General features: G+C 71.4%; 12 protein-coding genes. 8 read left to right on the top strand and 4 right to left on the bottom strand.

The window, feature by feature from the left end:
• Window positions 1-9 precede the first annotated feature (9 nt).
• The 5 genes from FB391_RS08505 (at window position 10) to FB391_RS08525 (ending at window position 6,331) form a co-directional block, all read left to right on the top strand.
• The gene (locus tag FB391_RS08505) at window positions 10-2,766 is read left to right on the top strand and encodes an HAD-IC family P-type ATPase (protein ID WP_141894011.1); all 2,757 of its coding nucleotides are present in this window, start codon (window positions 10-12) and stop codon (window positions 2,764-2,766) included.
• A 68-nt stretch (window positions 2,767-2,834) separates the two neighbouring features.
• The gene (locus FB391_RS08510) at window positions 2,835-3,311 is read left to right on the top strand and encodes an FMN-binding protein (protein WP_141894012.1); all 477 of its coding nucleotides are present in this window, start codon (window positions 2,835-2,837) and stop codon (window positions 3,309-3,311) included.
• A gap of 2 nt (window positions 3,312-3,313) precedes the next feature.
• The gene (locus tag FB391_RS08515; RefSeq protein WP_141894013.1) at window positions 3,314-4,213 is read left to right on the top strand and encodes an FAD:protein FMN transferase; all 900 of its coding nucleotides are present in this window, start codon (window positions 3,314-3,316) and stop codon (window positions 4,211-4,213) included.
• The gene (locus FB391_RS08520) at window positions 4,210-4,764 is read left to right on the top strand and encodes an MOSC domain-containing protein (RefSeq protein WP_246093423.1); all 555 of its coding nucleotides are present in this window, start codon (window positions 4,210-4,212) and stop codon (window positions 4,762-4,764) included. Before FB391_RS08515 ends, FB391_RS08520 begins: the two co-directional genes overlap by 4 nt.
• 4 nt (window positions 4,765-4,768) lie before the next feature.
• Window positions 4,769-6,331, top strand: a complete 1,563-nt coding sequence (locus FB391_RS08525; protein ID WP_141894015.1) for an FAD-dependent oxidoreductase — start codon at window positions 4,769-4,771, stop codon at window positions 6,329-6,331.
• Here the strand turns inward: FB391_RS08525 and FB391_RS08530 are convergent.
• Together FB391_RS08530 and FB391_RS08535 are read right to left on the bottom strand one after the other, a co-directional pair.
• The gene (locus FB391_RS08530) at window positions 6,318-7,859 is read right to left on the bottom strand and encodes a sensor histidine kinase (RefSeq protein ID WP_246093424.1); all 1,542 of its coding nucleotides are present in this window, start codon (window positions 7,857-7,859) and stop codon (window positions 6,318-6,320) included. The two genes, FB391_RS08525 and FB391_RS08530, sit on opposite strands and share 14 nt — an antisense overlap.
• Window positions 7,856-8,584: a response regulator transcription factor gene (locus FB391_RS08535; protein ID WP_141894016.1), complete on the bottom strand. Its 729-nt coding sequence runs from the start codon at window positions 8,582-8,584 to the stop codon at window positions 7,856-7,858. The genes FB391_RS08530 and FB391_RS08535 overlap by 4 nt, the downstream gene beginning before the upstream one ends.
• 200 nt (window positions 8,585-8,784) lie before the next feature.
• On the opposite strand from FB391_RS08535, the gene FB391_RS08540 reads away from it, so the two are divergent.
• Together FB391_RS08540 and FB391_RS08545 are read left to right on the top strand one after the other, a co-directional pair.
• Window positions 8,785-10,260 carry an ABC transporter permease gene (locus tag FB391_RS08540; RefSeq protein WP_141894017.1) on the top strand — a complete coding sequence of 492 codons (1,476 nt, stop codon included), beginning with the start codon at window positions 8,785-8,787 and terminating at the stop codon, window positions 10,258-10,260.
• Between the two features lie 72 nt (window positions 10,261-10,332).
• The gene (locus tag FB391_RS08545) at window positions 10,333-11,058 is read left to right on the top strand and encodes an ABC transporter ATP-binding protein (RefSeq protein WP_141894692.1); all 726 of its coding nucleotides are present in this window, start codon (window positions 10,333-10,335) and stop codon (window positions 11,056-11,058) included.
• A 21-nt stretch (window positions 11,059-11,079) separates the two neighbouring features.
• On the opposite strand, the gene FB391_RS08550 is transcribed toward FB391_RS08545, so the two are convergent.
• The gene (locus tag FB391_RS08550; RefSeq protein ID WP_141894018.1) at window positions 11,080-12,069 is read right to left on the bottom strand and encodes an SDR family oxidoreductase; all 990 of its coding nucleotides are present in this window, start codon (window positions 12,067-12,069) and stop codon (window positions 11,080-11,082) included.
• A 110-nt stretch (window positions 12,070-12,179) separates the two neighbouring features.
• Between FB391_RS08550 and FB391_RS08555 the strand changes: the two genes are divergently transcribed.
• On the top strand, window positions 12,180-13,496 hold the full coding sequence (locus FB391_RS08555) for an FAD-binding oxidoreductase (RefSeq protein ID WP_141894019.1): 1,317 nt from the start codon (window positions 12,180-12,182) through the stop codon (window positions 13,494-13,496).
• A 67-nt stretch (window positions 13,497-13,563) separates the two neighbouring features.
• Here FB391_RS08555 and gndA read toward each other — a convergent pair whose 3' ends face one another.
• Entirely contained in the window at window positions 13,564-15,054 is a 1,491-nt protein-coding gene (gndA, locus tag FB391_RS08560) for an NADP-dependent phosphogluconate dehydrogenase (protein ID WP_281286429.1), read from the bottom strand.
• Window positions 15,055-15,209: the final 155 nt, after the last annotated feature.

The following is a 15,209-nucleotide window of genomic DNA, read 5'->3' on the forward strand; positions in this document are numbered from 1 at the left end:
GGAGCATCGATGTCGCAGACCCCCGCACCGCTCACAGAGGCCCGCCTGACTGTGCCGCGCCCGTGGGCGCTGACCACGGCCGACGTACTGACCCACCTGCAGACCGGCGGCGGGGGACTGGGCGCCGAGGCGGCCGAGGAGCGTCTGCAGCTCGCAGGCCCCAACCGGCTGCCCGAGCCCGAGCGCAAGCCCGCTGTCGTGCGGTTCCTGGTGCACTTCAACGACACCCTGATCTACATCCTGCTGGGCGCCGCGGTCATCAAGGCGCTCATGGGCGACTGGCTCGACTTCTGGGTCATCATGGCGGTCGCGATCATCAATGCGGTCATCGGATTCATCCAGGAGGGACGCGCTGAGAAGGCACTCGCCGGGATCCGGGGGATGCTGTCGGCCGATGCCACGGTCAAACGCGACGGCGGATGGGTCACGGTGCCGGCGGTCGATCTCGTGCCCGGTGACCTGGTGCGCCTCATGCCCGGCGACAAGGTGCCCGCCGACCTGCGGCTCGTGCAGGCGTTCCGGCTGCGGATCGATGAGGCGGCGCTGACGGGGGAGTCGGTGCCCTCGTCGAAGTCCACCGACCCTGTGCCGGTCGACGCGGGCGTGGGCGATCGCGGTTCCATGGCGTTCTCGGGCACGATCGTGAGCGCCGGCCAGGGGCAGGGCGTGGTCACTGCGACGGGCGTCGCGACCGAGATCGGCCGCATCCAGGCGCTCTCGGACGAAGCCGGATCGCTCGCCACACCGCTGACGCGTCAGCTCGACGGCTTCGGCCGCATCCTGACGGTGGTCATCCTGGGCATGGCGGCCATCATGCTGATGATCGGCCGCTTCCTGCACGGGATGCCGTTCGACGAGCTGATCTCGGCGGCCATCGGCTTCGCCGTCGCGGCGATCCCCGAGGGGCTGCCGGCGCTCGTCACGATCACGCTGGCGATCGGCGTGCAGCAGATGGCCCGCCACAACGCGATCACGCGCAAACTCCCGGCGGTCGAGGCGCTCGGCTCGGTCACGACGGTGTGCTCCGACAAGACGGGCACGCTGACGAAGAACGAGATGACGGTGCGGCGGATCGTCACACCGGTCGGCGAGTACGACGTGACGGGTCTGGGCTACTCGCCCGAGGGCGGCATCCGCGCCGTCGGCGTCGCGGACGATGCCGCCGGCTCGGGGGATCTCGCCGCCATCCTGTCGGTGGCGACGCTGTGCAACGACGCGCACATCGTGCAGGGCGACGACGGCACCTGGTCGCTCGTGGGCGAGCCGACCGAGGGGGCCCTCAAGGTCGCCGCGATGAAGGGCGGCGTGGGCTCCGCCGGCGGGCGCCGTGTCGCGGTGATCCCGTTCGACTCGGCGCACAAGCTCATGGCGACGCTCAACGAGGCGGCTCGGACCGGGGGCGGCGAGGGGGAGGTCTCGCGCGCGATCCTCGTGAAGGGCGCGCCCGACCGGCTGCTGGAACGTTCCCTCACGCAGCGCGGCGCGCACGGCTCCGAGTCGCTCGACCTCGCGTTCTGGGAGAAGGCGCTCGATGAGCTCAGCTCCCAGGGGCTTCGGGTGCTCGCGGCCGCCCGCAAGCCGGTGCGCGCGACCACCGACGAGTTCGCGCTCGACGACCTCGTCGACCTGGAGTTCCTCGGGCTGTGGGGCATCGTCGACCCGCCGCGGCCCGAGGCGATCGAGGCCATCGCCGACTGCCATGCGGCCGGCATCAGCGTCAAGATGATCACCGGCGACCACGCCGGCACGGCGCTCGCGATCGCGCATGAGATGGGGCTCGCCGGCCCGGACGCGGACGTGCTCACGGGCGCGGAGCTCGAGGCGCTCAGCCAGGAGCAGCTGCGGGAGGTGGTCCGCGACGTTGACGTGTACGCGCGCACGAGCCCCGAGCACAAGATCCGCATCGTGCGCGCGCTGCAGTCGCACGGAGAGGTCGTCGCCATGACCGGCGACGGCGTCAACGACGCACCGGCCCTGACGCGGGCGGACGTCGGCATCGCCATGGGCATCAAGGGCACCGAGGCGACCAAGGAGGCCGCCGAGTTCGTGCTCGCGGACGACAACTTCGCGACGATCCGCAGCGCGATCGCCGAGGGCCGCCGCATCTACGACAACCTGCGCAAGTCGATCGTCTTCCTGCTGCCCACCAACGGCGCGCAGTCCCTCGTGATCCTGATCGCGGTGGTGTTCGGCCTCGCGCTGCCGGTGACCAGCGTGCAGGTGCTGTGGGTCAACATGGTGACGGCGGTGACGCTGTCGCTCGCGCTCGCCTACGAGCCCGCCGAACGCGGGATCATGCAGCGCCCGCCCCGTGCGAGCGGCGGCCCCATCATCGATCGCGGCGAGCTCGGGTTCGTGATCGTCGTGTCGCTCCTCATCGGCGGCGCGACGATGGGCGTCTTCTACGGTGTCGCGGCGACAGGCGTCGACGTGGAGTTCGCACGCACCGAGGCCGTGCTGATGCTCGCGTTCGGGCAGCTGGCGTACCTGTTCAACTGCCGGTTCCTGTCGCGTTCGAGCCTCACGCTCGACGTGCTGCGCGGCAACCGCGCGGTGTGGTGGTCGGCGCTCGCACTGGTCGTCCTGCAGGTGGTCTACACGTACGTGCCGTTCATGAACCTGCTGTTCGAGTCGCGGCCACTGCCGGCGGCATCCTGGATCCTTCCCATCGGCCTGTCGATCGCGATCTTCCTCGCGGTCGAGGCGCTCAAGGCGCGGCGGACGCGGTCATCGCGTCACACGCGGTCACTCAAAGGCACTTCATAGGACGGGTTGGGAGGATGCTTGCGGGCGCATACATCTGCGCCCGCTGACTACGAGCCAGGAGGACCGTCATGATCCGCACCGCACTCGCCACACGTCCCGTCCGCGCCGGCGCCGCCCTCACCGCGGCGGCCGGCATCGCTCTGCTGGCCGGCTGCGCGCCGACCGCGTCGGAGGCGGAGGAGCCGTCCACGGGCTCCTCCTCGACCGACGACTCGACGGGCGACAGCTCGGCGAGCACGGGCACCGGCACGTACGCCGACGGCACGTACACGGCAGAAGGCTCGTACCCGACGCCCGAATCGGTGGAGACCATCTCGGTCACCGTCACATTGAAGGACGACATCGTCACCGACGTCGAGGTCACCGGCAACCCGCAGAAGCGGGAGTCCGAGGAGTATCAGGGCAAGTTCATCGGCGGGATCGCCGCGGTGGTCGTCGGGCAGGACATCGACGACCTCCAGGTGAGCCGCGTCGCCGGCTCGTCGCTCACCAGCGGCGGGTTCAACGACGCCATCGAGACGATCAAGTCCGAGGCGGCGGGCTGAGCATGGCCGGGGCGCCCGCATCGTGGCGCTTCGAGGCCATCGGCACGACGTGGGAGATCGTCACCGACGAGGAGCTGCCGGCCCCGCTCCGCGCGGCCGTCACCGCGACCGTCGACGAGTTCGACCGCACCTGGTCCCGCTTCCGGTCCGACTCCGCCGTCAGCGCGCTCGCCCGCCGGGGCGGGGCGCTTCCCGCGCCGCCTGACGCCGCGCCGATGCTCGACGCGCTGTCGGCGCTCTCGGCAGCCACCCGGGGCGCCGTGAACCCGCTGGTCGGGGCATCCCTCGATGCCCTCGGCTATGACGCCGCCTCGTCGCTGCGCGACCGCGGGGCTCAGCCGGCGCCTGCCGACTGGAGCGCAAGGCTGACGTGGCAGGACGGCGTCCTCGCGCTCACGGAGCCGGCGACGATCGACGTCGGCGCGCTCGGCAAGGGACGCCTCGTCGACCTCGTGCTGGCCGTCGTGGCGGCCTCCGTCCCCGGCGATGTCGTCGTCGACGCGAGCGGCGACCTCGCGGTGCGCGGACACGGTCGGCGCATCGGCCTGGAGCACCCCTTCGACCCGCGCCGCGCGATCGGGGTCTGGGAGGTGACGGATGCCGCACTGTGCGCATCCGCGACCAACCGGCGTGCGTGGCCGTCGGCGACGGGCACCACCCTGCACCACGTGCTCGACGCGCGTACCGGTCAGCCGGTGCGCGCCTACGCGGCGACGTGGGCGGTCGCGGGTGACGCGATGACGGCGGACGCCGTCGCGACCGCGCTGTTCTTCGACGGGGGACCGCGCCTGGCCCACGAGTGGGGCGTCGAATGGGTGCGCATGACGACCGACGGCGCCGTCGAGTGGTCTCCCGGGTGCCGCGCCGACCTCTTCCTCGGAGCAGATACCGTGGAATCGTGACCGAGTCTCTCTCCGGACACGTCGTCGCGGTCTCCCGCGACGACGCGCATCGCTTCAGCAAGCCGACGCGTGACACCATCACCCTGATCGCCGGGCTCGGCGTCGAAGGCGATGCTCACGCCGGCGTCACCGTCCAGCACCTGTCTCGCGTGAAGCGCGACCCCGGGGCGCCCAATCTGCGGCAGGTCCACCTGATGCACGCCGAGCTCTTCGACGACATGGCCGCACGCGGCCACGTCGTCACGCCGGGTGCGCTCGGCGAGAACATCACGACCGCGGGTGTGGATCTGCTGGGTCTCGCACGAGGGACGCGGCTGGAGATCGGCGACGAGGCGGTGATCGAGATCACCGGCCTGCGCAACCCCTGCGCGCAGATCAACGGCGCCTCTGACGGGCTCATGAAGGAGCTCGTGTACGTCGACGACGCCGGCGAGACCGTGCGCCTCGCGGGCGTCATGTCGGTGGTCCTCGCCGGCGGCACGGTGCGCGCGGGCGACGGCATCCGCGTCATCCCGCCGGCGGGCCGCCACGAGCCTCTGCAGCCGGTGTGACGCGATGGGAACTCTGACTGCGCTCTGGAACCGCGTCTTCGCGGTGCTCGGCCGCCTCTCGATGTACCGGCTCGTGTACTTCGCCCTCGCGGCGCTCGCCGTGGTGGCACTCCTGCTGTCGTTCTTCGGCCTGGTCGGCCCCGATCCGCTGCAGCTCGTCGTGACGCTGGTGGTGCTGGCGGCCGTCTGCGTGGCGGTGGATGCCGCCGCCCAGCGTGTCCTGAACCTTCCCTGGCGCCTGGAGTCCTCGCTCATCACGGCGCACATCCTGCTGTTCGTGCTCGGACCCACGCTCGAGGTCGCGGGCCTGGCCGGCATCGCCATCGCCGCGGCCGTCGCGTCGCTCTCGAAGTACGTGCTGGCGTGGCGCGGGCGTCACATCTTCAACCCGGCGGCCGTGGGCGCCACCGTGCTGACGCTGCTGAGCCTCGCGTGGCCCGCGCTGGGCGCGCCGTCGTGGTGGGTCGGCACACCCGCGCTGGCCGCTCCGGTGGTCCTCCTCGGCCTCGCGGTGCTCGTGCGCACCGAGAAGGTGCGCGTGATCGCCGTGTTCCTCGTGATCGCCGTGGCCGTGTTCGTGCTGCGCACGGCCGCGCTGCTGACGGCGTCCGGATCCCTCGTCGACACATGGCAGCTGCTGTCGATCGCGCTGTTCAGTTCGCCGTTCCTGTTCCTCGGCGCCTTCATGCTCTCCGAGCCGCTGACGCTTCCGCCGCGCCGGTGGCAGCAGTTCACGGTGGCCGCGGTCGTCGGCGTGCTCGCCGGCTGGCCCATCCCGGTCGGCGACATCACGCTCGGCCAGGAGCGCGCCCTGCTGATCGGCAACCTCGTCGCCTTCGCATTCGCCGTGCGCACCGCCGTGCGTCTCACCCTGGTGTCGCGCGCGGAGCCGACGCCCACGGTGCAGGAGCTCACGTTCCGCGTGCACGACCGGCTCGCCTTCCTCCCCGGCCAGTACCTCGAACTGGAGGTGCCGCACCGTCACCCGGACGCGCGCGGCACCCGGCGGGAGTTCAGCATCGCCTCGGCGCCCGCCGACCTGCCGCTGCTGAAGGTCGCGTTCAAGGAGGGCAAGAGCGCGAAGGCGCTGAGCTCGTACAAGCAGGCGCTCGCGCAGGTGAAGCCCGGCGACGCCCTCGCGATCACCGGCGTGTGGGGCGACTTCCTTCTGCCCAAGCGCGATGCGGCCCCGGTCCTCATGGTCGCGGCGGGCATCGGCGTGACGCCCTTCGTGTCGCAGCTGCGGCAGGCGACGGCGTCGGCGGCCGACCGTGACATCGTGCTGGTGTACGTCGCGTCGGATGCCTCGGAACTGGCCTATCGCGACGAGATCGAGGCCTCGGGGGCTCGGGTCGTCGTATTCACGCGTGATCGGCCGGCAGACCTTCCGCGGCACTGGGAGTGGGCCCAGGGCGTGCGGCTCGACGCGGACGGCCTGATGCGCGTCGTGCCCGACATCGGGTCACGCCATGCCTACATCTCGGGTCCCGCGGCGCTGATCGCCGATCTCGCGCCCGCGCTGGAGCGCGCCCGCTCGATCACGACCGACGCCTTCAGCGGCTACTGACCTCGTCGGCGGGCCGCGTCGGCAACCGGACCTCGAACGTCGTGTCGCCGGGGGCGCTGCGCACCTGGATGCTGCCGCCGTGCGCGTCGACGATGGCCCGCGCGATCGAGAGCCCGAGACCGGTGCCGCCGGTGTGGCGCGCGCGTGACCGGTCGCCACGGGCGAAGCGCTCGAACAGCTCGTCCTTGATCGCGGGGTCGATGCCCGGTCCGTCGTCGTGGACGGTGAGGACGGCGTCGCCCGCGTCGCGCGCCACGCGCACGGTCACGACGGTGCCTGCGGGCGTGTGGGTGCGGGCGTTCGCGAGCAGGTTCGTGACGACCTGCTGCATGCGTCCCATGTCGCCGGCGATCGTCACCGGCTCATCGCCGAGGTCGAGCACCCACTCGTGGTCCGGGCCGGTCGTGCGGACGTCGCCGACCGCGTCGATCGCCAGGCGGGTGAGGTCGACGCTGCCGTAGACGAGTTCCTGGCCCTCGTCGAGCCGCGCGAGCAGCAGCAGGTCCTCCACGAGCGAGGTCATCCGCAGCGACTGCGCCTGGATGCGCTCCAGCGACGCCTCGGTGGTGTCGATGGTCGTGGCGGCGTGGTCGCGGCCGAGCGCCTTGAGCGACAGCTCGGAGTATCCGCGGATCGAGGCGAGCGGCGTGCGCAGCTCGTGACTCGCGTCGGCGACGAAGGCCCGCATCCGCTCCTCGTTGCGCTGCCGGGCCGTGAGGGATTCGTCGACGTGATCGAGCAGGCTGTTGAGCGCGGAGCCCACGCGACCCACCTCGGTGCGCGGGTCGGCCTGCGCATCGGGTACGCGCTCGGCAATGGTCACGTCGCCCTGGTCGAGCTTGAGGTTGGACACGCGCGCGGCCGTGTCGGCGACGGCGCGCAGCGGTGCCAGCCCCGCGCGGATGGTCCACGCGGTCGCCACGGACAGCAGGATCAGGCCGCCGACGGTCAGCAGCACGATGGTCGTGAGCATGCGCGTCATGGTCGCAGCGACGTCGTCGCGCGAGAGGCCGACGAGGGCGACGACCGACCCGCCGGACGAGAGCGGTTCGACGCGGTACGTCCCCAGACCGTCGATCGTCACGACGAGCTGCCCGTGCTGTCCGCGGAGGCTGCTGCTGATCTGCGTCATCTGCGCGTCGTCGAGGGCGACGACGCCGTCGGAGGTCGTGACGGCCGCGTTCGCGTCGTTCGGCGGCACGTCGATCGCGAGGAAGAAGCCCGGCAGCTGCGGCTGCTCGGTCAGCACCTGCTCGGCGGTCATGCCGCTGACCCCCGGCGCCGAGAGCATGACGGCGGCGCGGCGCGCGGCGGACTGGACGTTCTCGTTCAGCTGCTGCTCGAGCACACCCGCGAGGATCGCGCTCGTCGCCACGGCCACCAGCACGAGGATGAACGACGTGATCGACACGACGGTCGCGATGAGCTTGCGCTGCAACGTCCACGGCCTGCGGACACGCGCCTTCTTCGCGGGCTTCGCCGGGGCGGCCGGCTTCGCATCGATCTGTTCGTGGGTGTCTGTCGTCACTGCGGCGCCTTGATCATGTACCCGACGCCGCGGACCGTGTGGATCAGCGGCTCGTGCCCCGCGTCGATCTTCTTGCGCAGGTACGAGATGTACAGCTCGACCACGCTGGAGCGGCCGCCGAAGTCGTAGTTCCAGACCCGGTCGAGGATCTGCGCCTTCGAGACGACGCGACGCTGGTTGCGCATGAGGTAGCGGAGCAGCTCGAACTCGGTCGCGGTGAGCTCGATCTCGGTGCCGGCGCGCTCCACCTCGTGGCTGTCCTCGTTGAGGCTGAGGTCGGCGACACGCAGGATCGGCTCGGCACCCGCCGCATGCGCGGTGCCGGCACGGCGCATGAGCCCGCGCAGCCGCGCCACGACCTCTTCGAGGCTGAACGGCTTCGTCACATAGTCGTCGCCGCCGGCAGTGAGCCCCGCCACGCGGTCGGTCACGGCATCCTTCGCGGTGAGGAACAGCACCGGCACATCGTCGCCCGACTGCCGCAGACGCTGCAGCACCGCCATGCCGTCGAGGTCCGGCATCATGATGTCGAGCACCATCGCGTCGGGGGCGAACTCGCGCGCGGTCTGCAGCGCCTCGAATCCCGAGCCCGCCGTCTTCACGTCCCAGCCCTCCATCCGCAGCGCCATCGACAGCAGGTCGGTGAGCATCTGCTCGTCGTCCACCACGAGCACGCGGAGGTTGGAGCCGTCGGGACGCAGGAGGGTGGGCGCGGGGCTGGTCATGCGTCCATTGTGAACGCCTTCCTATGCGGTTGCTATGGAGCGCGCTATGGGCCTGCTGTGAACCTGCACCGTCGGACGACGAGGGATGCCGGAGCTCATACGTTCCTCATAGCTGCCGCTGGTGACGCGCATGAGTGCTCTCCGTAGCGTCCTCACGACGGCCGGCATCCTGCCCGCCGGGAGGAGACCCGAAGACAGCAATGTATATGACCTATCTGCGGCGGGAGCTCGCCGGCCGCAAGAAGCAGACGATCATCGTGGCCGCCGGCCTCGCGATCGCGATCGCACTCGTGATGATCGTGAATTCCCTGGCCGCAGGGGTCAGCGCCGCACAGGCGAAGGCGCTCGAGTCCGTGTACGGCGTCGGCACCGACCTCACGGTGTCGGGTGCCCAGGCCGAGCCGGGGCAGGGTGGCGGGCCCCGTTTCGAGTTCGGACAGGACGGCGGCGAGACCTCGGACGACGGCACCACCGAACTGAACCAGTCGCGTCTGGTGACCGAGCCGATGCGCGCGACCCTCGACGCGTCGACGCTCGACACCGTCACAGCGGTCGACGGCGTCTCCGCGGCATCCGCTGCGCTCAGCCTCACCAACATGACCTTCTCGGGGGAGCTGCCGCAGCGGCCCGCCGACGGCGGTGACGGGTCGTCCACGGACGTCCAGCCGCCGACGCAGCAGCAGAACGGCGGTGGTGGCGGCTTCGGCGGCGGATCGTTCGGCGTCGACTCGTTCACCGTGCTGGGCATCGACCCGTCCGCCGACGCCGTGGGCCCGCTGTCGGCCGTCGAGGTCACGGACGGGCGCGGCCTGGAGGCCGCCGACGCGGGAGCGTACAGCGCCGTGCTCGACGCCACCTACGCCACGACCGCGGAACTCGCCGTCGGCGACACCGTCAACATCGGCGGCCAGGACTTCACCGTCGTCGGACTGGTCGGGTCGACCTCGGACGAGGCCGACACCGCCGCGAACGTCTACATCCCGCTCGACGTCGCCCAGGAGCTCTCGGGTGCCGGAGACGTGATCTCGACGGTGTACGTGCAGGCGGAATCCGCCGACGCGATCTCGTCGGTGCAGACGGCCCTCCAGGCCGCGCTGCCCGACGCGACCGTGAGCTCGCAGTCCGACCTCGCCTCGACCGTCTCGGGCTCGCTCTCCAGCGCGACCTCGCTCATCACGAACCTCGGCACCTGGCTGTCGCTCATCGTGCTGGCGGTCGCGCTCGTGCTGGCCGTCCTCTTCACGATCTCGGGCGTCTCGCGACGCACCCGTGAGTTCGGCACGCTCAAGGCCATCGGCTGGTCCAACGGCCGCGTCGTCGGCCAGGTGGCAGGCGAGTCCGTCGTGCAGGGGCTCATCGGCGGCGTCGTCGGCCTCGTGATCGGCTTCGCCGGCATCCTGGCGATCAACCTCATCTCGCCGACGATCTCGGCGGCGCCCTCGTCCGAGTCGTTCGGCGACGGCGGCCCGCAGATGGGCGGTCCGGGCGGGGGAGGCGGCTTCATGGGCGCCGTCCAGCAGACCACCACCGACATCGTGCTGCAGGCACCGGTCACGGTCTGGGTGGTCGTCGCCGCTGTCGGCATCGCGGTCCTGGGCGGACTCGTCGCCGGCGCATTCGGCGGCTGGCGCGCCGCCCGGCTCAGTCCCGCCGAAGCCCTGCGATCGGTCGGCTGAGCGGCCATGACCGACCTGACGCGCCGCGAGGCGGCATCCACTTCACCCACTCCAGAACCGGGAGACCACGCCATGACCATGATCGACGCCGAGCCGGCTCCGGCTCCCGACGCCGCGCCGGAGGCGCTCTACCGCCTCGAAGGCGTCACCCGCACGTACACCCAGAAGGGCCGCGTCGTGAAGGCGCTCGCCGGCGTCGACCTCGAGATCGAGGCGGGGGACTTCGTCACCATCCAGGGACCGACCGGCGGCGGCAAATCGACGCTGCTGCAGCTGCTCGGCGCGCTCGACCGGCCGACGACCGGGGCGGTCCACCTGGGCGATCTCGACATCGCGACGGCGAACAACCGGAAGCTCGGCCGGATCCGCGCCCACGAGATCGGGTTCGTGTTCCAGGGGTTCAACCTCATTCCCACCCTGACCGCGCACGAGAACGTCGACATGGCGCTGGAGCCCCTCGGCCTGACGAAGGCCGAGCGCACGGCGCGGGTCACCGAGGCTCTCGCGCACGTCGGCCTCGCGGAGCGCGGCGATCACCGTCCCGGTGAACTCTCCGGCGGTCAGCAGCAGCGCGTCGCCATCGCCCGGGCGATCGTCAAGCGTCCCCGCGTGCTGCTCGCCGACGAGCCCACCGGCAACCTCGACGAGAGCATGCGCGACGAGATCCTCTCGGTGCTGCAGAAGCTCAACGACGAGGGGCTCACGCTCATCGTCGTGACGCACGACTCGGCGGTCGCCCGCCGCGCCCGTCGTCGCCTGCGGCTGGACAAGGGCACGGTGCGCGACATCACGCGCTGAGCAGGCGGACGGGCCGGGCGCTCAGCCGGCCGAGCGGGCGAAGGCCGCGATGCGATCGAACAGCGCATCGCGGTCTTCGTCGATGTGCTGCGACTCGGGGTGCGCGTCGTAATACGCGAGGATGCGTCGCGCACCCTCGTCGAACGTAACCGTGGTGCGGAACTCGGGCACCAGCTGCTGCACCTTCGACACGTCGAACACCATCGAGTGGGCCTTGTCGCCGATGAGCGTCGGCCCGAGATCGGGCGCGAACGCCGCGATCGTGTCGGAGGCCACGTGGACGAGATCAGGGGATGCCACACCCGCCGCGTCGGCCAGCCACCCGTAGATCTGGTTCCACGTCGGCGCGTGCGTGCCGGTGATGGTGAACGCCTCGCCGATGGCGGCGGGATTGGCGAGCAGCCCCGTGAAGGCGACCGCGAAGTCGTCGCTGTGCGTGATGGTCCACAGGCTCGTGCCGTCGCCGTGGACGATGACCGGCCGACCCTCGCGCATCCGGGCGATGTCGGTCCAGTGGCCCAGCGTCGGCAGCATCCGCTCGTCGTACGTGTGCGAGGGGCGGATGATCGTCACCGGCAGTCCGCGGTCGCGGTGCGCGGCCACGAGCAGGTCCTCGCACGCGATCTTGTCGCGCGAGTACCGCCAGAACGGGTTGCGCAGCGGCGTGGACTCGGTCACCGGCAGGCGCCGCGGCGGCTTCTCGTACGCCGACGCCGAGCTGATGAACACGTACTGGCCGGTGCGGCCCTCGAACAGGTCGAGATCGGTCGCGATGTGCTCGGGGGTGAACGCCAGGAACTCGGCGACCACGTCGAACCGCCGGTCGCCCAGCGCCGCACGCACGACGGCGGCGTCGCGGATGTCGGCCTGCACGACCCGCACCTCGGGCGGGAGGGGCCGGCGGGCGCTCCCGCGATTGAGGACCGTGACCTCATGCCCGAGGGCGACGGAGCGGCGGACGCACGCCGCGCTGATGGTCCCGGTACCGCCGATGTAGAGGATGCTCGTCACGCTGGCGAGCCTAGCCGCCGCGGCCGACACCGGGCCACGGCGGCATTCCCCGGCTCGCGGTCAGCGAACACGCTGGAGCGATGTCGGCGCACGGTCCTACTGTGTCCCCCATGAGCATCGACGAGTCGAACGTCAGCACTGCCGTCATCCGTCCGGGCGACCCCGACTGGGAGTCCGCCCGCAGATTCCACTCCGGCATCGGGGAGCCCGCCGCCGTCATCCGCGCCGACAGCGTCGACGATGTGCGCGGCGCCCTGCGCTACGCCGCCGCCGAGCGGCTCGAGGTCATGATCCGCGGCGGCGGTCACAGCGCATGGGGAGGGGTGCCGGGCGGTCTCACGCTCGACATCTCCGCCCTCGACGACATCTCCGTCGCCGGCACCCGCGTCCACGTCGGGGGCGGCGCGCAATGGGGCGCCGTGGCGCATGAGCTCGCCGCGCACGGCCTCGGCCTGAGCTCCGGAGACACCGCCTCGGTCGGGGTCGGCGGGCTCACCCTGGGGGGCGGCATCGGCTGGATGGTGCGCGCGTGGGGCCTGGCGGCCGACCAGCTCGTCGGTGCCGAGCTCGTGACCGCCGGCGGCGAGGTCGTCGAGGTCTCCGAGGCGTCTCATCCCGAGCTGATGTGGGCCCTGCGCGGCGGCGGCGGCAACTTCGGGGTGGTCACGCGGTTCGACTTCGAGGCGCACGCGCTGGCGGGAGTGGTGGTGGGCGTGTACGGCGTCCAGGGCGACGCGCGCCCGATCCTGCGGGTGCTGCGCGACCTGCTCGCCACCGCGCCGCGCGAGCTCACCGTGACGTACATGGACGTCCCGGCGATGGACCCGAACGCGCCGGCGGGCGCGTCGATCACCGCCGTCTGGGCCGGCACCGACGGGGCCGCCGCCCGCGCCGCACTCGCGCCGCTCGCCGGCGCCCCCGGCGTGACCGAGCGCGAGTTCGGCGCGCAGGACTACCCCGATGTGCTCATGGAGGCGCCGGAGTTCGATCCCGAACACCCGATGCCCGGCTTCGTCGGAGGCAACACGCTGCTTCCGGTGCTCGACGACGACGTGATCGACCGGCTCGTCGGCTTCCGTGCGCAGAACCCCGCATCGGTCGTGCTGCTGCGCTCGCTCGGAGGCGCGTACGGCGACGTGGCGCAGGATGCCACGCCGTTTCCGGCGCGGCACGCGACGTGGTTCGCGATGGCCGGTGCCTTCGACGTGCCCGGCATGCTCGACGCCGACGCGCGCGAGGCCGCGGTGCAGGCGTGGGCCGCGATCGAGGCGAAGGGGGCCGGGGTCTACGGCAACTTCATCGCGTCCGCCGATGCGACCGTCGCGGCGCGCATGTATCCGCCGGCCACGATGGCGCGCCTGGCGGCCGTCAAGCGCGAGTGGGACCCGGCGAACATCTTCTGCCGCAACCACAACGTGCAGCCCTGACCGACACACGCAAAGCCTGAGGGCGGGTTCCCGTGGGGAACCCGCCCTCAGGCGTGCGACGTGGGCGTCAGTGGGTGTCTTCCGCCTCGATCTCGGTGCGGTCGGCCGACCACAGCGTGTGGAACGTGCCCGGCTTGTCGACCCGCTTGTAGGTGTGTGCGCCGAAGAAGTCGCGCTGCCCCTGGATGAGGGCGGCGGGAAGGCGCTCGGCGCGCAGGCCGTCGTAGTACGCGAGCGACGACGAGAACGCGGGAGCGGGGATGCCGACCTTCGCGGAGGTCGCGACGACCTCGCGCCAGGCGTCCTGTGCGCGGGTGAACACGTCGACGAAGAACGGCGCCGTGAGCAGCACGGGCAGGTCGGGCGTCTCGGCGTACGCGTCGGTGATGCGGTTGAGGAAGCGCGCGCGGATGATGCAGCCGCCGCGCCAGATCGACGCGATCTTTCCCAGGTCGATGTTCCAGCCGTACTCGGCCGCGCCGGCGCGGATCTCGTCGAAGCCCTGCGAGTACGCCACGATCTTCGATGCGTAGAGCGCGAGGCGCACCTGCTCGATGAAGGCGTCGGCGTCGTCGGCGGTGAAGCCTTCGTTCGGGCCCGGCAGATCGCGCGAGATCTCGCGCTGCTCGAGGTGCGACGACAGCGAGCGGGCGAAGGTCGCCTCGGCGATACCCGAGACGGGCACGCCGAGCGAGAGCGCCGTCTGCACGGTCCACGCGCCGGTGCCCTTGGCGCCGGCCTGGTCGAGGATCACGTCGACGAGCGGCTTGCCGGTCTCGGCATCCACCTGGCGCAGCACCTCGGCGGTGATCTCGATGAGGTACGACTCGAGCTCGCCGCGGTTCCACTCGGCGAAGACGTCGGCGATCTCGGCGGGGGTCTTGCCGGTGCCGCGGCGGATCAGGTCGTACGCCTCGGCGATCAGCTGCATGTCGGCGTACTCGATGCCGTTGTGCACCATCTTCACGAAGTGGCCGGCTCCGTCGTGGCCGACGTGCGTGACGCACGGCTCGCCCTCGGCGACGGCGGCGATGGAGCGGAGGATCGGGCCGAGGGTCACCCACGACTCGTCCGAGCCGCCGGGCATGAGGGACGGGCCGAGCAGCGCGCCCTCCTCGCCGCCCGAGACGCCCATGCCGACGAAGTTGACGCCGGTCTCGCGGACGGCCTTCTCGCGGCGGATGGTGTCGGTGAACAGCGCGTTGCCGCCGTCGACGATGATGTCGCCCGGCTCGAACACCTCGAGCAGCGAGTCGATGACCGCATCGGTGGGCGCGCCGGCCTTGACCATGATGACGGCGGTGCGGGGCTTGTGCAGCGACGCGGCGAACTCGTCGTACGAGAACGCGGGGACGAAGCCCGCTTCGGGGTGCTCGGCGACCAGTTCGTCGGTCTTGGCACGGCTGCGGTTGAACACCGCGACCGTGTTGCCCTCACGCGAGGCGAGGTTGCGCGCGAGGTTGGATCCCATCACCGCGAGACCCACGACGCCGATGTTGGCGGTCGTCGCCGCGGCAGTGCCCTCGGGGCCCTCCGCAGCCGGAGCCGGGCGGGGCACATCCTCGGGTGCCGGTGCCGACTCGTGGGCTGTCGTCGCCTCGTCCGGCGCCTGGTCCTGGTCGGTCGAGATATTCGTCTGGGCCTGCTCGCCGACGGGCGAGGAGTCATTCGAGGACACGCTTGCTCCTGAGATCGTGGGACTTCATCCAGCCT

This window comes from Microbacterium kyungheense, from assembly GCF_006783905.1.
Lineage (GTDB): Bacteria > Actinomycetota > Actinomycetes > Actinomycetales > Microbacteriaceae > Microbacterium > Microbacterium kyungheense.